This is a genomic window from Vreelandella maris, assembly GCF_013371085.1.
GTDB lineage: Bacteria > Pseudomonadota > Gammaproteobacteria > Pseudomonadales > Halomonadaceae > Vreelandella > Vreelandella maris.
In genome coordinates, this window is sequence record NZ_JABWCV010000031.1 from 1 (window position 1) to 19,556 (window position 19,556).

The 19,556-nt window shown below is 55.5% G+C and carries 22 protein-coding genes and 1 pseudogene; all 23 read right to left on the reverse strand.

Annotated elements, in window-relative coordinates:
- Nucleotides 1-605 precede the first annotated feature (605 nt).
- The 23 genes and pseudogenes from HUO07_RS18890 to HUO07_RS19005 all read right to left on the reverse strand — a co-directional run bounded on the left by HUO07_RS18890 (nt 606) and on the right by HUO07_RS19005 (nt 19,555).
- A complete protein-coding gene (locus HUO07_RS18890) occupies nt 606-1,454 on the reverse strand; it encodes an FRG domain-containing protein (RefSeq protein WP_176304797.1) in 849 nt (282 codons plus the stop codon).
- A 30-nt stretch (nt 1,455-1,484) separates the two neighbouring features.
- Nucleotides 1,485-2,276, reverse strand: coding sequence for a DNA adenine methylase (locus HUO07_RS18895; RefSeq protein ID WP_176304798.1), 792 nt, complete (start codon nt 2,274-2,276; stop codon nt 1,485-1,487).
- Nucleotides 2,227-2,424: a Com family DNA-binding transcriptional regulator gene (locus HUO07_RS22300; RefSeq protein ID WP_176304799.1), complete on the reverse strand. Its 198-nt coding sequence runs from the start codon at nt 2,422-2,424 to the stop codon at nt 2,227-2,229. Before HUO07_RS22300 ends, HUO07_RS18895 begins: the two co-directional genes overlap by 50 nt.
- 160 nt (nt 2,425-2,584) lie before the next feature.
- Entirely contained in the window at nt 2,585-3,199 is a 615-nt protein-coding gene (locus HUO07_RS18905; RefSeq protein WP_176304800.1) for a hypothetical protein, read from the reverse strand.
- A complete protein-coding gene (locus HUO07_RS18910) occupies nt 3,196-3,825 on the reverse strand; it encodes a hypothetical protein (RefSeq protein WP_176304801.1) in 630 nt (209 codons plus the stop codon). Before HUO07_RS18910 ends, HUO07_RS18905 begins: the two co-directional genes overlap by 4 nt.
- A 9-nt stretch (nt 3,826-3,834) precedes the next feature.
- Nucleotides 3,835-4,251, reverse strand: a complete 417-nt coding sequence (locus HUO07_RS18915; protein WP_176304802.1) for a hypothetical protein — start codon at nt 4,249-4,251, stop codon at nt 3,835-3,837.
- A 12-nt stretch (nt 4,252-4,263) separates the two neighbouring features.
- A complete protein-coding gene (locus HUO07_RS18920) occupies nt 4,264-4,647 on the reverse strand; it encodes a hypothetical protein (protein WP_176304803.1) in 384 nt (127 codons plus the stop codon).
- Nucleotides 4,648-4,649: 2 nt separating this feature from the next.
- Nucleotides 4,650-5,471 (reverse strand): hypothetical protein, encoded by an 822-nt coding sequence (locus HUO07_RS18925; protein ID WP_176304804.1) that lies wholly within the window; start codon nt 5,469-5,471, stop codon nt 4,650-4,652.
- Nucleotides 5,468-6,826 (reverse strand): hypothetical protein, encoded by a 1,359-nt coding sequence (locus HUO07_RS18930; protein ID WP_176304805.1) that lies wholly within the window; start codon nt 6,824-6,826, stop codon nt 5,468-5,470. The genes HUO07_RS18925 and HUO07_RS18930 overlap by 4 nt, the downstream gene beginning before the upstream one ends.
- The gene (locus HUO07_RS22145; RefSeq protein WP_176304806.1) at nt 6,823-11,568 is read right to left on the reverse strand and encodes a DUF4214 domain-containing protein; all 4,746 of its coding nucleotides are present in this window, start codon (nt 11,566-11,568) and stop codon (nt 6,823-6,825) included. Before HUO07_RS22145 ends, HUO07_RS18930 begins: the two co-directional genes overlap by 4 nt.
- A 20-nt stretch (nt 11,569-11,588) precedes the next feature.
- Entirely contained in the window at nt 11,589-12,017 is a 429-nt protein-coding gene (locus HUO07_RS18940; RefSeq protein WP_176304807.1) for a DUF1799 domain-containing protein, read from the reverse strand.
- Nucleotides 11,951-12,277, reverse strand: a complete 327-nt coding sequence (locus HUO07_RS18945; RefSeq protein ID WP_176304808.1) for a hypothetical protein — start codon at nt 12,275-12,277, stop codon at nt 11,951-11,953. Before HUO07_RS18945 ends, HUO07_RS18940 begins: the two co-directional genes overlap by 67 nt.
- Before the next feature lie 61 nt (nt 12,278-12,338).
- Nucleotides 12,339-13,304, reverse strand: a complete 966-nt coding sequence (locus HUO07_RS18950; RefSeq protein ID WP_176304809.1) for a hypothetical protein — start codon at nt 13,302-13,304, stop codon at nt 12,339-12,341.
- An 11-nt stretch (nt 13,305-13,315) separates the two neighbouring features.
- Nucleotides 13,316-13,717, reverse strand: a complete 402-nt coding sequence (locus HUO07_RS18955; protein ID WP_176304810.1) for a phage tail terminator protein — start codon at nt 13,715-13,717, stop codon at nt 13,316-13,318.
- Nucleotides 13,717-14,007 (reverse strand): hypothetical protein, encoded by a 291-nt coding sequence (locus HUO07_RS18960; protein ID WP_176304811.1) that lies wholly within the window; start codon nt 14,005-14,007, stop codon nt 13,717-13,719. The genes HUO07_RS18955 and HUO07_RS18960 overlap by 1 nt, the downstream gene beginning before the upstream one ends.
- Before the next feature lie 10 nt (nt 14,008-14,017).
- The gene (locus HUO07_RS18965) at nt 14,018-14,428 is read right to left on the reverse strand and encodes a gp436 family protein (protein WP_176304812.1); all 411 of its coding nucleotides are present in this window, start codon (nt 14,426-14,428) and stop codon (nt 14,018-14,020) included.
- 3 nt (nt 14,429-14,431) lie between these two features.
- Entirely contained in the window at nt 14,432-14,962 is a 531-nt protein-coding gene (locus tag HUO07_RS18970) for an HI1506-related protein (protein WP_176304813.1), read from the reverse strand.
- Nucleotides 14,963-15,027: 65 nt separating this feature from the next.
- Complete coding sequence (locus HUO07_RS18975) at nt 15,028-15,930, reverse strand: Mu-like prophage major head subunit gpT family protein (protein ID WP_176304814.1); 903 nt, start codon at nt 15,928-15,930, stop codon at nt 15,028-15,030.
- A gap of 14 nt (nt 15,931-15,944) precedes the next feature.
- Nucleotides 15,945-16,382 (reverse strand): hypothetical protein, encoded by a 438-nt coding sequence (locus HUO07_RS18980; protein ID WP_176304815.1) that lies wholly within the window; start codon nt 16,380-16,382, stop codon nt 15,945-15,947.
- Between the two features lie 37 nt (nt 16,383-16,419).
- Nucleotides 16,420-17,520 carry a phage protease gene (locus tag HUO07_RS18985; protein ID WP_176304816.1) on the reverse strand — a complete coding sequence of 367 codons (1,101 nt, stop codon included), beginning with the start codon at nt 17,518-17,520 and terminating at the stop codon, nt 16,420-16,422.
- Between the two features lie 370 nt (nt 17,521-17,890).
- Complete coding sequence (locus HUO07_RS18990; RefSeq protein WP_176304817.1) at nt 17,891-18,484, reverse strand: ImmA/IrrE family metallo-endopeptidase; 594 nt, start codon at nt 18,482-18,484, stop codon at nt 17,891-17,893.
- Nucleotides 18,462-18,845, reverse strand: a complete 384-nt coding sequence (locus HUO07_RS18995) for a helix-turn-helix domain-containing protein (RefSeq protein WP_176304818.1) — start codon at nt 18,843-18,845, stop codon at nt 18,462-18,464. Before HUO07_RS18995 ends, HUO07_RS18990 begins: the two co-directional genes overlap by 23 nt.
- Nucleotides 18,846-19,115: 270 nt before the next feature.
- A pseudogene (locus tag HUO07_RS19005) lies at nt 19,116-19,555 on the reverse strand (phage virion morphogenesis protein).
- Nucleotide 19,556: the final 1 nt, after the last annotated feature.

The window sequence follows — 19,556 nt, forward strand, 5'->3', positions numbered from 1 at the left end:
CCTAACCAAAATGCTTGAGTGGAATTGAGGTCGCGACTCATGATGATCTCCAATGCTAAAGAGACCACCAGTGTGATCAGCCAACGTTAATGTGGGTAGATGGGTTTTATGGCGCGCTTACGTTTGTTTAGAAATCCAGGTAAGCTACTACCGCCAAAGGTCAAAACCGTCCGAAAGCCGGACATTTTAAAATCACGCTAGTGGCCGCTTTGGTGGTGGCGATGGGCAACTGTCGGTGTAAATCGGGACAAAGCGGAAAGTGCTATTAAGGCTCTGCATATTTTCAAGCCATTGTTTTATATAAATTAAAATCGCGTTTATCGATAGGTGTCTTAGTAGGTAAGTCCACCGGAAAGACTTAGAATTCGCCTCCGAAGCCGAGGGTCGCAGGTTCAAATCCTGCCGGGCGCGCCATAATTTCAAGGGCTTACGTTAACGCGTAGGCCCTTTTGTTTTGTGGTACGGGCGGCTATAATCACAAAAGGCAATCCCAAAAGTGTAAACGCGCGCCGCATTTGGCACTTTCTCGCGCCATACTTGGCACTGCACTCTTGGGTTGCCTGATTTAGATTTAGCAGGCTATTTGGCACTGGGCGGGATTACTACTACTGAAGCATTAAGTAGGCGAAGTCTTTAACCTCTCTTGCAGCCCCTTCGTACCCTGGGAACAATACAGACCCTTTAACTCCCAAGTCCGCACAAAGCAGCAGAAGGTGACCCGCTTCAAGCACTGGTAGTGTCATCTTGATCAAACCGGGCTGCTCTTCAGTCTGGTGACGATATATATCGATTTGGTTTTCCAACGCAGTTGATTCGTACCGTTCTCCTTCGGTTGCCCTGATTGTTGATACGGTGAAGATCCCAGACTGGGCAGCTAAATTCGCACTTGTACTGCCAGGCATCTCAATGAATGAGAGGTCTTCCCAGAGATGACGGTGCTCAACATTCAAGGCCCAAATAGCCAATCGATCCTGAGTTTCATTCTGGAGAGACCCTGATGCAGCAAAATATGCTGCTACATAGGATCGCCATGTCCAATCGAGCAAGCACGTCGGTGCTCCATGGTGTTGGGCTGTCGCCAGAAGGGGATAAAGCTCTCGAGGAGGCCAGCTTGTTGGCTCATGATGAAGGTAACGATTACCGTCCCTCAAAATATCGCGAACGTCGAGTGAGTCACCCGGAAGATTTGTACCAGAGGCGTCACAGGCTGCAATGAACTGTCCTAAAAGAGAAAGCTCGTAATAGACTTGCCTTGAAGCTAAAGGCGCAAGCCCACTGAACACCCTATGGGCTGCCAGAGGGCTCTTTGTGCGATAGGCAGCAGGGACCAAACCATAGCTGGTACATTGCTGGCCACGGAACACATACTGGGCCCTAGGCCACCTGGCTGTATCCAGAGGTGATAGGTAGTCAATCATCTCCCGAGCTGTTTCAAAGTCCTTTTGAACGAACATCTGCTACTCCTACCAATAATGATAATGCCTTCAAAACAAGCCCGCCGGTTCGGCCTCCACATCCCAACTAAAGATCAGCACCTCTTTGGCGTCTGAGCCTTTGCCGCCGCCGACGGTGTAGCGTATGTCGGTGGTTTCGATGTGGTAGCCCGCGAAGATCCGGCGGAATTCTGGGTGGTCGTTGAGGCTGATGATGGCTTTGCCTTTGAGCTTAGCCAACATGCACGCCATTTCCTCGTACTGTTCTATGCCAAAGGGTACCCCATATCCTTCTGTCTGCCAGTAGGGCGGGTCCATATAAAAGAGAGTGTGTGGGCGGTCATATCGCTCAATGCAGTCCTGCCAGCTTAGGTGCTCTATAAAGGTGCTTGATAGGCGCAAGTGAGCCGCTGATAGCGTCTCCTCTAAACGCAGCAGGTTTAAGCCTGGTGGTGTGGTGGTGGCAGTGCCAAACGTTTGGCCTTCGACTCGGGCACCGAAGGCGTTCTGCTGTAGGTAATAGAAACGGGCGGCACGCTGTATGTCAGTGAGCGTTTCAGGTCGAGTCATCTTCAACCACTCGAACACCTGGCGGCTTGAAAGAGCCCACTTAAACTGCCTTACGAACTCTTCTAGATGGTTCTGCACAACACGGTAGAGGTTCACTAGGTCGCCGTTAACATCGTTAAGCACCTCGACGTCTGCGGGCGAGGGACGCAGGAAGAATAGAGCAGCCCCTCCTGCGAAGGGCTCAACGTAGCACTGGTGCGGGGGCATTAGCGGAAATATGCGATCAGCTAGGCGGCGTTTGCCGCCCATCCAGGGAATGATTGGGGTAGCCACGAGGCATCTCCTGTTGGGGTTTGGAGCTCGTGGCTCTCTGCTGGTTTAAGTGCCTGCAACGCGGGCACTTTATCTCAATGAACTGGTAATCGCTGACGTTGGCCAGCTTGCGGTTGCACCGTGTACAACGGATTTCGATTAACACCATGTCAAGCCTATAACGAATCTAACGTTTGGCTTAGACTCTCTAACGCCTAGCTAGGCAGGGGAGTCTTGGCCGACTTGCAGGTGTGTGCTGCTTGTTGGTGGCCACCTCCGGTGTTACAGCACCTTCGGTGGCCACTCCCTTCTATGAAATTGTCACCTCACTACCAACTAATACCCTCAACCACCTCCAGGCTTCCAGCATTAGCAATCGCGTCTTCCAGCGCCTGCCGCTTACCCGTAGCCGCACCGCTAAGCGAGATCCACGCATCCGCTTTTGCAATCACCCGGTGCACCAGCTCGGCTTTATCCATGCTGCGGGCGTTAGCAATGGCATCAATCAGCGGTGTGGCGGCTGAGCTATCGGATTGATAGGCGCGCGCCTCAGACTCTTGCTTGTCCCACGTTTTGGTTTCAGGGTCGGGGTAGCCGCGCAGGATGGCGTTTAGTTCGGCTGTATAGCCATCATTGATACGCTGCAACGCTCGCTCTTTCGTCCGCTCTAGTATCACCGTTTTGTCTTCATCAGAGAACGGCACAACGTCACGGACAACGATAACAACACGCCGCTCAGAATCTGGCGTCAGCGTTTCGTCGCCGTAACGGTGGAACTCATCTGGTAGCGGAGGGGATTCGTTGACCTCGGGCCACCAGGACACTCCTTGCACTCCTAGCGCTGGGTCAGTCCATGAAAGGTCAGCAAGGTCAGCTTGAGATAAGCCGCGCAAGAATGGTGGCAGCGCGACGCGGGTGGCGGTGTTGTTTTGAACTTTGATCATGAAAGAAGCTCTACGACTGAAAGTAAATATGATGCGCTTTCTGAAGGGTTGAAAGTCCCTGCAAAGTTGCGTTCTATACGCACTCTGGATTCAGAATTATTCACATCGTCATAAACTTCGTAAAAACCCCAGTCTCCATTGTTGTCAAACCCGTAGTATGCAGGTCTATAATGTGTTGAAACAAACGGTATTAGAGAAGATTTAAAATCATCCCTAGGTATATACTCGTATGCCCTATAGTTTTGTCTGCCAATGAAATTATGGACCTTTTTTACTCCATTCAACTGAAGCATAACTAAATTTATTATGTCTAAATCAGCTCCCGATATTCGAGGAGTAAACTCAATAAACCCTTCCCCTATATCGGTTAACTGAGCTGAGTAAGCGCTGCTACTACCGTCTGAGACCCTTTGGTTAAAGTAAATGAGGGTTTTACTTAGATCTAATGCAGGGGTATTTATGACGATGGGGGTACCCGCACTTCCTGATACTGAAAAGATGGAGGTAAAAAAATTACTTACACTGAATATGCTAGTGTCTTCCATCATTGATTCAGTCCGCCTCGGCAATCCCCCCAGCCCATTACCCACAGCGGGCGCGCCTTTCATCCCATATGCATACGTCATAACGCCCCCTTAATAATCAGTGTATTCAGCGTGAAACACGATGCCGTTGGTCGCGGCCACCTGACTGCCGACATACAGCTTGTCTCCTGCTTCCAGGCGTAGCGGCGTTGTCTCGCTATAGCGCTCAAACGCAGTGACCGGAATCGCTGTAGTGACGTTGACGGTAATTGCCTCCATCAATGCGCTATCAACTAGATGCTTTGTGGTGCCCGCATCTTTACTGATAAACAGCACCAGAGAGGAAGCCGTGACGGTATCGCGGGGAATCGCGCTTAACTGGGTCAGAATCGCGCCGTCCGTGCCTGCCGTTAGCAGCTCGACGGTATTGGTAGGCGCGTCGGTTGTGAGCGAGGCAGCGGCAGCGGTGACGATAGCGGTGGCTGTCTTGGGTGTTTGGGCAAACGGGGCAGTGAACGTTTTGGCCATAGTGAGGCTCCTTTAGAAAGAAAGTGCGATGGCGTGAGAGCGAGCGAGGGTGTCATCTAAGATATTGCGTTTCATTAGGCCCCCTGAGCCGTCAGGGCCTGCGTAGTCGCCGGGGGCGGTCAGCGTGCCGGGCTGCAGATCGGTGATTGATACGTCACCCACGGCGATGGCTTGGGTTTGATCTCTATACCCCCGTGCCTCTTGGGCTGACTCGCCAGCCGCTTGAGCGCTATCGGCAGCAGCCTGTTTTTCAGCCGTTACCTCTGCACCAAATGCGGCAATATTGGCTTGCAAATCATTAAGCGCGACCAGCTTACCGTTCCATTTGACGATGTAGTTCTGGTCGAGCGTTTCCCACTCAAAGGGGCCAAAGTCGATTGTCGGAAAATCGGCCATCGTTACACCTCAAGAAATGACAGACTGGTCTGCCAGTTGTTGTAAAAGTCGTGGATGTGCTCGTAGTCACCCTCCCGCTTGGCCAAAAACGAGTGCTCTACCTCTTTAACCCCGCCCTGTTTGGGGTAGAGCGAAACGAAGATGTTGGCCCTGCGCCCTCTCTTTACGAGTTCGGTGGTGAGCGTGGTTCGATCAGCATCGTCCATGTGTTTAAGGTCGATGTTTAGGCGTCTATAAATACCGTCACTGCCTACGGAGCGCAGCGAACCCCCTTCGGTGCGACGGTGCTCCACCATTTCAACCTCGGTGAGCTTGACGCCGTAACTGGCATTGAACGTTGGCGAGAAAGAGAACCCCACAATGATGCAGCCGATCTGGATGCATCCATCTGGGTTAGCGCTATCCTTGATCGTAATGCGGTAGCCGGTAGCAAAATCAGGCTCCAGCCAGAATGGTTTCACCTGTACGGGGATTTTGTCGTTGTAGCTGGCACCCCAAGGATCTACCCCCAGCCGCAGTAGCGGTGGAGCGATCAGTTCAGCGGCGGATACTTCGCCCGTATCGCTAACAACGTCAGTGTTTCTCAATCGCTCTAAGCGGACGGTTGCCGATGCTGAGAGGTTATGCCGGTAAAGCACGACGGTATCCAGAAAGGTTAAGGTTTCAAACGAGCCCTCAATCACCTGCTCGCTGGTATCCACAGAGCGCCAGGGGTACGCCCGCCCGCTACGCTGGGTGTAGGTGATCGGTAGTGCTTCACTGGTTGCGGTAAGCGTTGCCGCGTCATGCAAGTTATCGATGATCAGGCGTAAATTGCCGCTCATAGCCATACCTCGAGTGATGTAGTACTACGGGTGGGTGAGCGTCCCACGGCCAGCAAGCGGCCGATGCGCCCCTGCATGCGTGGGTGCTCGACGGCGATGGCCTGGCCGACTTCGACGACCGGCATGAATGCGTTGATGCTGTACACGTCACGGCGAACCGCTTTAAGGGCCAAAAGCCGGTTCCGCTCGGTCGTCGCGTCCGCTGCGTTAGCGATGCAGCTGTCACGCGTGGCGTCTTCGGCAAGCGGGTAATCGTCGACGTCTTGAGTGGCTTTTGACTCGCTCCATTCGCGCTTGAGACGCGCCGCCTCGGTAGGTTCGTTGTCTTCGATCACGCCCGCGACGGTGCGAAGCGCTGAGTAGTTGCGACCCCAGCGAAGTGTGAGCGATGACCAGGGTGGCTCTGTTTCAGAAAGGCCTATCTGGTCATACTCGATGTCGTCATCAAACAGCGTGATGTCGGCAGTGGTCGGCACAGTGTGCTGCCGCATCACCAGTTCGTTGAGGCGGTTCAGGTACCAGTAAGCACCCAGCCCTGCACACAGGTCGTCAAGTACCTGGCGCCCGGTCACTTCACTGTTGTAATAGAGGCCCACGGTGTAATCGGGCATGTTGATGTCGCCCACCGTAATGCCGTACTGTCCAGCGACCCATTCCGCGATCAGATGCGGCGTGCTGTGCTGTTCCTCGATGTCGACTGTTAGGTCTAGCGAAACCGGTGCGTCGAGAACAAACCTGCCTTCGCTGGCGTAGTTACTTACCGTCAGCGTGGTAGAGCCTCCCTCCTTGGGCGTGAGGGACACACACGGTAAAAAGGACGCCTTATATTCGTATTGAGTGCCGTCGCTTGTGCGGTACGCCGGCGCGTTGTAGACGGAACCCAACGCCAGCGGTACCGGACCCCCGTCGTCAGGCAACTCGCCGGTATCGATGGGTTCATCGAGCACCGTGCTTTGATCGTCCATCGCAAACGTGATCTCGCCACGTCGGGCAGATGTGATGCCACCGTTGATGCCTCGCGCATGTAGGCGGAAATCATCCCGCGACCAATCCGGTCCGCCCAGGTATAGCCGAATGCTATGCCCTTGCCAGGCGCGGCTAACCCAGTGGGTAATCTCCCCATCGTCAATCAGCGTGATGTCGCCAAAGCTGATCAAGCCATCAATGCGGGTTTCAATGTCCACGGCTTCGATCAGAAGGTCGTCATAAATGCGGTTCGCCGCACTATCCGTAGGCTTGCTGATATACGGGTGAGACGACACATACTCAGTGCTGCCTGCGTAGTCCAGTTCGCACAATACAATGCGGGGTGCTGACAGATCCGCCAGCCAGTTATCGTACTGAGCGTCCGTCATACCGTGGCCCTCCGTTGGCGATTGTTGCGCGTTCCTTTGCGCTGTTCGCGCACCTGTTCACTTCGCTGGCCAGCGGCTTTTTCGGCATCGTTACGTCGCTCACTGCGTAGCTGAGCCACTTCGAGGCGAAGGGCACTCAACTCACGGGTAAGCGGTTCAAGGTTGATGGCAGGCCCGGAAGCGGCTGGGTTGGTGTGCATGCCACTCGAAATTGGCGGCAGATTTGGCATCGCCAAGCGGCGGCTGGGCAGTTCACGCAAGCGTTCTGCGGTATCTGCTGGGGCGACTAGCTCGCCTTTATGTAGTTGAGCAATATAACCATCGAATGGCACGTTCCAGAGTCCATCCGCGTGTGAACCATTATAAATTTCATCAGCGTTTTCCATGTGCCAGCGGACGTCGTCAATCGTGGCGCCGTTAGCCAGCTGATCGTTCCAATAGTTAAGGCCTTCTGCCTCCGGGTCACGACCGAGAATCTCGCGATAACTGTCAGCAACGGCACCGGTTGCATCAGAGAGCAAAGGGCTACCGCCCAAGTCGAGCCCGCCGGGGGTGTAACTGCCACCGTTCGCGGTGGTTTGCGTCGGGAAAATGCCTTCAAGGGCACTCGCCAGGTGCTCCGGAAGAGCCCCTATGAGATCCCCTAGCGTTCCCAGCTCGCTGTTACTACGAATTTGCTCGTCGAGAGAACGTGCCAGCGTATCGTGGGCACGCTTTTGCTCGCTGAGCAATTGACGCTCAATGCTCTCAATGCTTCCCAGGGCATCAACTGACATACCGAACTGACGCTCAAGATCGCTGACCGAGCCGGTGACATCTTCGAAAATGCCCGCGTACTGTGAGGATGACTGGCCGTAGTAAGACGCGGCGGCGCCTAAGTAGGCCGTTGATGCACCTTGGAGCTGCCCAGCGGCTTGGGTATCACCAGACTCCGCTTGGATTTGCAGCTCAGCGAACTGACGCTGTGCTTCACGCAACCGTTCCGCCGGGTCGAGAATCGACTGATTCGAGAGCATGAGCGAATTGATTAACGTGCCGAGCTGGTCGACAGCACGTAGCTCATCCTGAAGTTGCTGTTTGCGCTGTCGTGCCAAATCTTCTGCAATAGAGACGCTGGTGTTGTAATCGTCGATCGCGCCGTCAATGCCGACGATCTCGCTATAGCTAAACAGCGAGCCCGCTTGCATCTCTGAAGCCGCCTCCGACACTGTTCCTGCAGCCGCTTCAGCAGAATGGGCGATATTCCATAGGGCGCCCTCTAACGTAAGCGCACCGCTCGCTACCTGGTTAAACCAATAGTTAAGGCCTTCCGCTTCGGGCGCTCTTCCAAGTTCATCCTGGTACTGCTCCTCAATTGATTGGCGTACCGCGTCATTGGCTTGTTTCAGGGCCGGTGCGAGTTGCATCAAGCGCACGGCCAGTTCACCCGCTGCGGCGTCGTTGAGGTTCTGGGCTTCGACCATCGCCCTTAGCTCTGCAACCGTGGTGGGTACCTGGTCAGTAATGCCAGCAAGTGAGGCGCGCAGCTCGGCTTGCGAGCGGCTTAGGCGTTCTGTCTCGCTGTACGCAGCTTCGTAGTAGCCCTGGTTGATCACGTTTAGGTTATCGATGCCGCCAGCGATCTGGGCGAGGTTTCCAGCGGCTTCTAGGGCGCCTGCCGCTGTGGCATCAAACTGTAGGGCGAGGCGGTCGGCACCAGCACCTAGAAACTCAACCGCCTGGGCCGCTGTGAGTATCGATTGCGTTGCCGCTTCGATGTCGGTGCCGCTTTCAAGCGCAGCACGGAACTCGGCATTCATGTCAGCCGCCACAGCTGCCGCCATCTGCGCGCCGATATTTTCGATCTGAATGCCGCTCACAAGGCCGGTAACTAGCGCATCGCCGTCCAGGCCTTCGAGGGTATCGGTGAAAATGCTATCGGTGGCGGCGAGAACCGCTGATAACCGCTCATCAACGATATTGCCGATGTTTTTCGTTTTGCTGGATCGCCAGCCGTCCAAGGCGGCCTGCGTTTTTTCAAATTGATCGGCAGACATGACACCAGCGAGCGCGTTATCAATCTCGACAAACGCCGATACCATTTCTTTCAACGCATCATCGTCGGTCTTCTGTTTTTTGCTGATGCCGATGGTGCCGAACGCCGATTGCCCAGTGTAGCCCTCAATGTCACCGTATCGATTCACACCTTGGCCGATGGGGTCAGGGGCAACGTCGCTACCGATCTGCCCGTAAGACTTGCGCCCGCTGCCAAACAGCGAGTCGGCAAACCCGCCGATCGCAGAGCCAATGAATGTACCGATTACAGGTAGCACATACGTGCCCACTGCTGCGCCGATCGTTGCACCGTAGTTTGAGTTCGCCGTCTTGCCTGTTAGCGCGCTGCCTGCCTCGGTACCTGCCCAGCCGCCCGCGATGCCCGCACCTGCTGTGTAAATGCCGGTCATTGCGCTGCTGCCAGCGCCGGACATCCAACTGCTACCGCTGTTGGCAGCCGCCCCAGAGGCGTTACCGGCCCAACCACTATAGGTGTTGGTGCCCACTTGTGATGCCCAGCCCGAGCCACCGTAGCCCACCGCTGCGGAGCCTTGGCTGGCCATGCCTGAACCTGTCAGCCAGTCATAGCCTTTCTTGCCCGCCTTGAGCCAAGTGTCCGCATTACCCAGTTGGCCTTGCTGACCACCTGCCTGCTGGCCACTGGCCCCGCCATCCATTCCCATCATACCCTGCATCTGGACAACGATAGGGCGGGTGATGGCCATGTGGGCTAATTCAGCCAGTGTCTGATCCAACGCCCGCTTCATGATTTCGCCAGCGTTCTGACTGCCGTCGATGGCTGATTGCCAGAGATCCGCAAAGCCGTCGTCAAGGCGACGCAGGCCGTTAAGGCGTAGCTCATCAAAGGCGCCTTCCATCGTGAATGCCGCTTCAACGGTTTTGGCGGCCAGGTCGTCGGTATCGTTCTGGGCTTCGATGTACTGCTGCTGTAGCAGGCCCATCAACTGGATATTTTCAGCGACGTTGCCGGTGCCGGTAGCGATGGCCAGCGTAAGCGTGCGCATGTCGTCGGCTAGCTGGACCACTTCACGGCGGCCAGGGCGTAGGCGGTTGTGGAGTTCCTCTAGGGCGTCGGCTTGCGCCTGGGTGGAGTTGGCCAGTTCATCAGCCGCTTTAGTGGCGGCGGCATTCGTTTCGGCAAGCGTTCGAGTGCGCGTATCAGTATCGCGAGTGGTTTCGCCAAGCGCGGCCATCGCTTGGTCGTACTCACTCAGTAGCTGTGAGCCGTTATCAATATCGGATAACAGCATGCCTAATTCTTGGCGTAACTCTCGCCCTTGCTGAATGTCTTCAGGCGTAGCAATAGGCATCGCGCCGCCTTCAGGTGTCAGCTGGCCGGAGTTCCGCACCTTGCGCGACACCTCCACCAACTCACTACCCAAGCGTCCAGCTTCCACACGCATTTCGATTAGATCGGCGGTTAGCGAGGCGCGCTTGTTTTCCTGCTGGGCTTCAGTCAACAGGTGAAAAGAGCTAGTTAGCCCATCAACATCGATGGAGGTTTGAAACGATTCACTTCCAGCAAGGGTGACTTCTTCGCGATAGGCAAACATGGCGCCCGCAGCAGCGCCCAGCAGCGTGATTGCGATGCCGAGCGGGTTGGCTCGCACGGCGGTGTTGAATGCCCACTGCGCGACGGTAGCGGCTGCTATAACACCCCGATAAGTGCCATAAGCACCCGCCGCTGCACCTACAACCGTTACTGTATTAGTAACCGTTTGGAGCACTTGATCAGCACCGCCCGCGCTTTGGATCAGCTCAGTGAGGTTGCCTACTGTGTCGGCTAACGCAGGCCCCAGATCAGCGGCCAGCAAGTTTAAAAACCCTTGAGTGGTACCGCGAAGCTGCGCCATGGCGCGGTCGGCTTCTAGCGCGTTATCGATGTCGACTTGATCCATCGCCGCGCCCATGGCGTAAGCTTCATCGGTCAGCTCGCGCAGACCGGCGGCGTTATCTTGAAGAAGCGGCAATAAGCGCGTGGCGTCGTTTGCCAAGCTTTCCAGGTAGAAAATGCGCTGGCTCGGGTCTTCGATTTGCGAGATAGCGTCAGCGATCTTGAGCAGTTGTTGGTCCGGCGAGAGCCGTTGAAGTGCTCCTATTTGTAGGTTGAGATTTTCAAACAGGTCAGCGGCTTCACCACCACCGGTGGCGGCGAAGTCACCTAGCTTGTCGCTGACATCTTTGAAAATATCGCCCATGGTACCGGCACTCAGGCCGGTACGCTGGGCAGCGTAATCCCACGCTTGTAGCTCACCTGTGGCAATGCCGATACTGTTGGCCAACGCATCGGCATCATTGATTAGGCCAGCACGGTTAATAATGCTGCCCGCACCAAACGCCCCAACCAACGCAGCACCTACACCCACGGCGACGGACCGCATGCGGTCGAAATGCGCGGTGGTGGTTTGTACTTCCCGGCTTGTCGCCGTCAGTGCCTGTGTGGCCTGGCGGCCACTACGCTGGGTTTCGCTACCAAAGGTGCGCGCTTCGCGCTGGGTCTCGCGCAGATGATCGGAAACCGTGATAGCGCTACGGCCCGGTGCTTCTAGTGCCGTTTCGGCCTTTTTGCTTTCCCGCTCTGTGGTGGTGCTAAATTCCCGCACGTCACCCTGGGCATCTTTTAAGGTGCCCGAAAGCTGGCGATTATCGCCAGTGAGGGTGACGCTAAGCGTTAGATTGTTCGCCACGATGTTTCCTTCTCTAACGTTTAGTTGCGGGTTTGGTTCATGACGCTGAGTGCGCCGCGCTCGATAAGCTGCACTTGATCCAGCCGCTCAAGTTGTTGCTCCGGGGGAAGTCGGTAGAGGCTGAGGACACTGATAACCGCCTTCACATCTAGCCCTTCACGGCAGCCTTCCATGCCTCTGAATAGCCACTGCCGAGAACAGCGAAGGAAGGTTTCTACGGCTTGCCAATTTTCCGGCAGCACATCGAATACATCCGGTTCCGCATTTTCTGCCTCTGCCTCTTCGGCCAGCTCGCCGCCCAGGGAAATACCAAGGGCAGCGAGGTCTTCCTTGACCAGATTGGGGTGGCCAATGCTGGCCTCAGCCCAATACGCACCAGCCTCTAGAAGATTCGCGGTCGGTTCTTTTTTTGGATACTCGCCTGATAGGCGCTTTGCAGTGCCGCACAAATGGCAGAGTCGTTCTTCGCGGCATGTAGCAGCTCATCGCCTTCTAGCGTTTTGCCGTCTCCGTCTTTCAGGCAGATATCTTCAATACCCACCAACACTTGGTCTAACAGCGCGACATCAGCGCCAGAGTTGCGCAGTTCATCTTCTGGGACGACTTTGAAAGTGGCCTTGAATTTACCGCTATTCTCTTTGCCATCTTCGTCGTAGACAGTAAGGGCAACGGGGTACTTGTAGGTGCGCTTTACGTTGACTGTGAACACGGGTAGTTCTCCTGGTGATAACGGTTCGTTAAAGGCTGTTTAACGGCTGGTTAGGTGGTGGTTACGGGGTTTCGACTAACGGCGTGCCCACAACGATTTTCACTTCGTCGTTACCGTCGATCGGCTCGGGCATGTAGTTGATCGTCAGCATTTGCTTGCCTTTCACTGCGCTATACGTCGGCTGTTCGATACCGATGGCTGGCATGTAAAACGTGATCATTTCAGCAGGGTCGGCGGGCGCTTTGCCGTGGGTCAGCTTGAGCGCGCCGGTTTCGGCGTTCTGGTGAATCGCGAAGTAGTCCTTTACGCCGACGCCAGGATCTTCGATCTGCACGGTGCCTGAAGGGCCACGCCCCGTGATCTCGATATCCGCGCCTCCGACCACTTCGGACATGTGCTCCACTTGGCCACTCATGTTGAGAGAGAATTGGCTGAAAGGAGCGGTGACACCATAGAGGCTCATGTTCTCGGTATTCGTGCTGTTAACCACCAGGGCTTTACGCCACTGAGTCAACGTGACGCTCGGCAACTCCGCTGCGGTGACCGGGCTAACCAAGCCATAAAGCGTGAAGCGAATCACTGGAATGCCGTTACCGTTGAGCGTGAACTCTGGCGTGCCATGGGCGCCGCGCCCCTTGTGAAGGTTGCCGTCCATGTGGGCGAAGAACACACACGAGTCTTCATCATCGGAGACAGGGCTATAGATGACCCGCTCATCCACTTCAATCACTTCACTCCAGCCGCAAGCGCGCAGCATCTTGCCCCACGGCGGCGGGGTTCCTAATTCGCCGCTGGTGTTTAGCTCAACTTCAACCACCACCTGAATATGCTTTTCACCAGGGGCTTGAGGCGAGTTGCCGTAGTAGGGGCGCACGAAGTTGCGCTCGATGTTGTTACCGGCTAATGGTGTGGTGGTGATTTCACGCGCCAGAACAGCATCACTGGCCGCAGCGGGCGTGGTGGTGCCATCGTTGTATTCAGATTCCAGGGCGACGATGAGCGCCCGGCGGTTTTCTTTCATGCTCACGGTTCGTTCTCCTACCACCGATATTCGGTAGTGAATACGTCGACCCAGAAAAGGGCGTGTGATTTAAGGGCTAAGATCTGGCCGCGCTGCCACTTGATGGCGCTATCGCAGTCGTCTGGTAGCCAGTTGATCAAGCTGTCCAGCATTGGCTTGCGCAGTAGCGTCAGCTCATCGTCGGTATTGCCCAGCGGTAAGTTGATCCGCTTAATACCGGTGACGAGCAGCACCTCGGGCTTCACCAGGTGGTCGGCGCCGTTGCTCATGTCATGGTGTGTGACGGTGTCACGCCCTAGCACCAGCATGCGGCTAGGCCATTGCTTGGCACTTTGGGCAGCGTCCACATCGGCAGCAAGCTGCACCACGGGGCCACCCAAGGCGTTTAAGCGTTCCAGCCACGGCGTGAGCGACAGCATTACTTGGCCTCTTTCCCTGTTGGCTCTTCAGTGGCCACTGCCTTCGGTGGCGGTGTTGCCTTCTCCATCACCATCGCTGGGTCGCGTGAAATGGCTTTGTAAGCGCTGCCGCGATCGTCCAGCGTTAAGTACTTCCAGGTGTTGTCGAAAATGACACCGCACACCTGGCGCTTTACGCCTGGTGACTTAGTCTTCACGCGAACCGATACCGCCTCACGGGGCCGTGGTGGTGGCGCGTCTTTATCAGCGTCTTGCTTAGCCGCTGCTTTAGTGGTCTGTTTGGCACTCATGGCCATCTCCTTAAAAACCGCCGCCGGAAAACACACGACGACTTGTGTTCATCTGCACGTTACCGACGCTGCTTGCTGCTGAGCCGGTCGATATGCCGAGCTTGACGGTGCCGTTGGCAACGCGAACCAGAAACTTCACCGCATCGTCGTAGCGCTTCTGTACCTGCTCGCTCGCCTGTTCGTCATAGAGCCGGTACCGGGCGATATCGCACGCATAGGCGGTGATGATGCGCGTTACGTTTGCGAGCGGTACGGTGTAACCCGCTGCACTCACATAACCGTCGATCTCGCCGCTGGCGTCGTCACAGGCACGCTCAACAACAGCGGTATCAATGGCCGTGCCCGTTTCATCGCGGGCAAGCGCGAGCAGCTCGGCTTCACCAAAGCGTTCGATGAGATCCGCTTGCGTGCAATACGGCATCGGTTAGGCCTCCGGCTCGCTGGTCGCTTCATCCAGCGGGAAGGTGCAATCTTTCACCTCCAATGCTGGGTCATCGCGCAGTTGCTGGATTTGCTCTTCGCTCAGCGCCTCCAGGGCAATACCCATGCCCTCGCGGTTGAAGCGGAAGCCAGCACGGCGGCGGCTTTTGAAGCGGCGCTTGGTGCGCACGAAAACACCAGGCAGTTCAAACATCGGCGGTAGCGCTTTGCCGGTGCCATCGCCCGTGATGGTGTTGCCCTGGATCTCGGTCGGCTGGGACACTGCTTCCTGCTCAGCGTTGGGCGCTACGGCATCAGCCGGTGTCGGTGCTTCCGGTACCGGCTCGGCTTTTTCCTCAGTCGCTTCTGCTGCTGTAGCCGCTTCTGCGCTGGCCTGGGCTTCCTGCTCAGCATTTGGCGCTACTGCATCGGCTAGCGTTTCCGTTACCGGTGCGTCTTTTGGCTCAGTCGCTTCTGCCTTCGCCTTATCTTCTTGCTTAGCCTTGGCAGCAGCGCTCTGTTTACGTGTGGTCATGGTGTTGCTCTCCGTTGCGCAGTGCCCGCCTAAGCAGGCACTGCGAATTGCGGTTTAACGTGCCGTTAAGCGCTGGTTAACCAGGGGTTCAGCACCAGGGTCGAGGTGTTCGCCCATTTGTTGGTTTCACCACCGGCGGCGAGCGTGCTCTGCAGCACGGCACGGGCAGCCCCTTCCATAGAGTTGGGCACCATGGTGTGCGAGTGGCGCAGCGCGAGCGGGCGGCCATGGTCGCCTTTCAACTTCGTTAATGCTTGTCGCGCTGCTTCGTAGTTCTCGGGGGTAAACGGCTGACGAGAACGCACGGCGAGCTGCCAGAGACCGGCACCCGCTTCCACACGGGCATCCACACCGAACAAGAACTTGTCGGTCATGAACACTTGCGTGTCGTTGAGATCAGTAATCGAGCGGAAGTTGTAATCACGCCGCTTTTGGAACATGACCGCTTTGATCACGCGGGTGTTATCCATCACGTACCAGGCGTCACCTGTGCCGCCCATATCGTTACTGACGGAGACCTCTTTACCCGACTCATCAAGCACCGGGTGGTCGGCATCAAACAGCGGCTGGCCGTCGTAGCACTCCGGGTTTTGCTCAAGCACTTCCACGGCAAGCTCGTTCGGGTGCTCACGTGAGCTACGGCCAAACTCTTGGAAGATGGGCGACCACAGGCCATAGGTGTCGTCTTCTATGGAATCCCGTGGCACACCTTCGGTCAGCTCGAACTTGCGGTTCTTGATGCTGAACGCCGCACCTTCCAGGCTGTGAATGACCCGATCGCCCAGCCATTCGCGCATGCGCGGCAGGCTCTTGAGGAAGGGGTACACCTCAACGGCAGTGGTGCTGGGCACGGTGGTACAAAACAGCTCATATAGCGCTGCCTGTTCCCCCATGGAGGTAAAGCCCTGCTGGAAGGCGGTGTTATAGGCCTGGAACAGCACCTTCAAATTGGCGGAAGTAAGATTCATGAAATCAGTCCTTATCAGGCGCTAGCGGCAACGCCGTTAGTCGGGTCGATGTTGACCCACACGCCGTTGTCGTCGACGTCGTCGACAATGCCAGCGGGGGAACGGGTAGCGGTGCCATCGGTTTTGGCAACGGTCTGGTTATCGACGATGTAACAGACCTGGCCAATGTCAGCGGCGGTGATCGCATCGGTACTGGCAGAGTTAGCGAAGCGGAAATTGCCGCGCTTCACTTCCACGGACTGGTCGCCATCGGCACCGTCGGTGTTGTCCTGGTAGTGCTCAAACACACCGGCAGCGGTCAGGCCTGTGGCGGTAGTGCCTGGCTCGGTAAAGCCATCGGCGTTGATGACAGCGATGGTGCCCGCGAAACACTCGGTAGCCGCAGCGACCAGATGGCCGCGAGACAGCCCTAAGCGGTGCGGGGTGTTTCGGTTTTGGGTTGCAGCGGTCACGGGGTGATCCTCTTGCCTGTTGGGTTAGTGCGCCTGCTTATGCAGCGGGTACGGGGTTGGCTTCGCGGTACTTCTCGGGCGAGATACCCATGCTTTTGCACACTGCCAGCTCTGTCTCAGTCAGCTTGCCGTCGCCTTTCACCTCGGCACCTTCCGGCGGCTTGCCTTGGGTTTGGGTGGATTTCAGCGCGGCGATGCTGGGCGCGCCTTCTAAATGCGCCTTACACGCAGCAATGCCTTTTGTACGCAGCCAATCCGCCGTTTTCTGGCCAGGGATGCGACCATCGTCCAAGCCTTCCTTGATCAATGCGTCCAGCTCAGCGGTTTCACTGCCTGACTTGAGCGCGGCCAGTTGCTGTGTGGCTTCCTGGTACACCTCAACAGGCACGTACTGGCTCATATCAGCAGGGGCTGCCGCACTTGAGGCTTTGAGCGCGGCCACGGCTTCAGATGGCTTCGCGTCGTCTTTGGCACCTAGTGCTGTGCGGAACGCGTCTGCGTCTGCCTTGGCAGCTTTTAGCGCAGCGATAGCAGTGTCGATCTGCTCATCGGTGGCTGAAGCGGCTAAGCCTAGGGTTTGAATCAGTTGCTCACGTTTCACGGTGTCGATCTCCTGGGCGTCATCATTGACGTCATGGGTAATCGCCATCCGAGCAGCGGCAAGCTGCGCCGCGCCCTCATCAATGGCGGGGGTGTTGGTTAATGCCAGGTGCAGCAGGTCTAACGGCACACCGTTGGCGTCGTAAGGAAATACGGGGGAGAGGTAGCGGTATTCGTTGGCGTCGATCGCAGCACTAGCGGCGGCTGTCCAGGTGATGGAGCCGTAAAGGCCATCATCCCGCCATTCAAGCGAGCGCGGGTCTAGCCAGCCAGAAGCGGGTGCGGGCTTGCCGTTGATCTCTGCGTAAAGAGTTTGGTGTTCGTAGTCGAGGGCAATATCAGTGCTGCGACCTGCGGCTAGGCGGATAATCGCTTGAGCCGCTTCGGAAGTGAGGTGCCAAGGACCGGTGCCTTCAGCAGCCCCACGCGGTGCGTGAAAGGTGCCAGCAGGCATCAGGCGCGTTTTGTCGCTTGTGGTTTGCACACTTAGGGCGCAAACAGCAACGCGGGGCTTGGAGTGAAGGCTGTGTGTAGTCATGCCCCCATGATCGGGGGCTTAGGATGGGGCGTGGATTTAAAGCGCTTTAGGAGTTTTGGGCACAAAAAAACCGGGCACTTGGCCCGGTTCTATTTCCCTACCTTAACCCCTGTATTTGTCTCGAGGAATCCTGAGACGATATACCCCCCCAGTTGGGTGATAACGACGCTTCCCCTTCACAGTGATAAAGCGGCTAAATACTTCAACGTAATCATCGTTACGGTTTTTCATGGTTTCGAACTCCATTACGCCGCCATTGACGAGCACAGAATCCGTCACTACACTTCGTTTTGTCTGTCCAGGACGATAACGAGTGCAGATTGGGTCTATGCACAAGGGAGGGCGGTTTCCCCCCTGTTCCAATCGCACCTCAAGAAAAAGGGGGAAGACCAAAACGCTGCATTTGCTGAGCGAATTTGTCTTCTCTCTTTTTTTCTTCAAGTGCTTCTCGAGCGATTTTCCAAGTTACCCCAAAGGTTTCTTGGACTTTATAGATACTCCAATCCGTATCAATCAGCCTTTTATCAACGAGAAACTCACTTGCGAACTTATCTGCCTGCCATTCGCAGTCGCTCTCAAGAGAGTACGAATTACTGCCTCTAGCAAACGATCTTGGTTGATCGGCATGCATGAACAAATGCCCTAGCTCATGAGCTAATGTGAACAATGCTTCTCTATCGCCTTCGGCTGCCGCGTTATAAACTGACTCACGAATAGTAATTATTTGTTCGTCAGGCTCTGTTTCTGCAGCTGCATTCGGCAGCTCTTCATCAGAAACAATATGCATCGCAAATTCTTCCTGAATATAGAGCAATTCGAATATTCTCATCATGGGAAGCCGATGAATCGGCCTCGCATGATTGCTGGTCATCAAACCAGTGATTTCGTCACGTATGGCCTGTGCGATCTCTCTAATTTCTTGACCGCATTTAGGTGTAGCTTTAGTCGCATGTGATCGATTCACGCTGTCCTCCTTTCTCCAGCATGCGTGTCAGCTTTTCTTTATCGCTGTCATTGAGATCTTGCATTTTCCTGGCAAAAACCATGGCGAGCTTCTTGTCTTCTTCGGAAGAGCCCTTCAGATCTATATTCAGAGAGTCCAAAGATTTAGCTGCAACTGTATGGAATTGCTCCAATTCATCTCCTTGCAGCCCGTATGAAATCTCAATGTTCTTCAGCATTTTGCTAGAAGGAGCTTTTTTACCAAGCTCAACTGAGGACAAGTATGCAGCGCTGATGTTTACCTTTTCGGCCATCGTTTTCATGATTTCGGCATTGTTGAGTCTGAGTATCCTCAGAAACCTTCCTAGCTCTGTAGTTTTCATGACCGTTCTCCTATCCATCGTGGTGTTTACCTTCGGGAACACTAATTTCACTCAAAGGAGTGCAGTTCAACCTCTGGTTTAATTAGATTATCTAAGGATGATTTTTTTGTCAACCCAACTTAGATAAATCTCTTTGAAGCACTGACCACAGTTTAAAATGCTCTCAAACAAAATCTAACGCGGGTCTAACGCGCCTTGCGGGAGAAATTCGGGCCAGCGTAGCGGGTAACGCCTTAGCAACGCTTACAGGGCCGCGTTGCGGGATGGCGTTTAGAGACTTAGGTGGTCGGCTAGGGTAGCTAATACTTCGTCTTCATCGTCATCTGATAGTCCGATAAATTCACGTCCTGGTATGTCGCCCCATAGGTGCGGGAACTCAGCTTTGGTACCGCCGAAGTTCTGCATCGCGGCGTAGACCATCAAGCTGCCCCATTCGACGCTATCGCTAGCAGCCGAGTAGCTGAACTGTTTGGATAGCTCATTGCTTTCGCCTTCGAGCACACGCCCGTGGCCTTTGCGCTTTTCAGTGACGGGCGAGTTATCGGCCCAGGGGTGCCGTCTGGTGCTTCTTTATCTCTAAACCTCTGCTGGGTGCGGTTGATCATCTCTTCACCGATGCTCTTCATCGGTGCGGTGAGGTCGTCGCCTTTTTGCAGCAGCTCGGTTATAGCGCTTTCAACTTCGTCAGTGCTGACGTTAATCGTGGACATT

Excerpts from the sequence above, each read along its gene's own strand:
- HUO07_RS18890 (WP_176304797.1), bottom strand. The coding sequence starts at position 1,454 with ATGTTCGTTCAAAAGGACTTTGAAACAGCTCGGGAGATGATTGACTAC.
- HUO07_RS22300 (WP_176304799.1), bottom strand. The coding sequence starts at position 2,424 with ATGGTGTTAATCGAAATCCGTTGTACACGGTGCAACCGCAAGCTGGCC.
- HUO07_RS18905 (WP_176304800.1), bottom strand. The coding sequence starts at position 3,199 with ATGATCAAAGTTCAAAACAACACCGCCACCCGCGTCGCGCTGCCACCA.
- HUO07_RS18910 (WP_176304801.1), bottom strand. The coding sequence starts at position 3,825 with ATGACGTATGCATATGGGATGAAAGGCGCGCCCGCTGTGGGTAATGGG.
- HUO07_RS18915 (WP_176304802.1), bottom strand. The coding sequence starts at position 4,251 with ATGGCCAAAACGTTCACTGCCCCGTTTGCCCAAACACCCAAGACAGCC.
- HUO07_RS18920 (WP_176304803.1), bottom strand. The coding sequence starts at position 4,647 with ATGGCCGATTTTCCGACAATCGACTTTGGCCCCTTTGAGTGGGAAACG.
- HUO07_RS18925 (WP_176304804.1), bottom strand. The coding sequence starts at position 5,471 with ATGAGCGGCAATTTACGCCTGATCATCGATAACTTGCATGACGCGGCA.
- HUO07_RS18930 (WP_176304805.1), bottom strand. The coding sequence starts at position 6,826 with ATGACGGACGCTCAGTACGATAACTGGCTGGCGGATCTGTCAGCACCC.
- HUO07_RS18955 (WP_176304810.1), bottom strand. The coding sequence starts at position 13,717 with ATGCTGTCGCTCACGCCGTGGCTGGAACGCTTAAACGCCTTGGGTGGC.
- HUO07_RS18960 (WP_176304811.1), bottom strand. The coding sequence starts at position 14,007 with ATGAGTGCCAAACAGACCACTAAAGCAGCGGCTAAGCAAGACGCTGAT.
- HUO07_RS18965 (WP_176304812.1), bottom strand. The coding sequence starts at position 14,428 with ATGCCGTATTGCACGCAAGCGGATCTCATCGAACGCTTTGGTGAAGCC.
- HUO07_RS18970 (WP_176304813.1), bottom strand. The coding sequence starts at position 14,962 with ATGACCACACGTAAACAGAGCGCTGCTGCCAAGGCTAAGCAAGAAGAT.
- HUO07_RS18975 (WP_176304814.1), bottom strand. The coding sequence starts at position 15,930 with ATGAATCTTACTTCCGCCAATTTGAAGGTGCTGTTCCAGGCCTATAAC.
- HUO07_RS18985 (WP_176304816.1), bottom strand. The coding sequence starts at position 17,520 with ATGACTACACACAGCCTTCACTCCAAGCCCCGCGTTGCTGTTTGCGCC.
- HUO07_RS18995 (WP_176304818.1), bottom strand. The coding sequence starts at position 18,845 with ATGAAAACTACAGAGCTAGGAAGGTTTCTGAGGATACTCAGACTCAAC.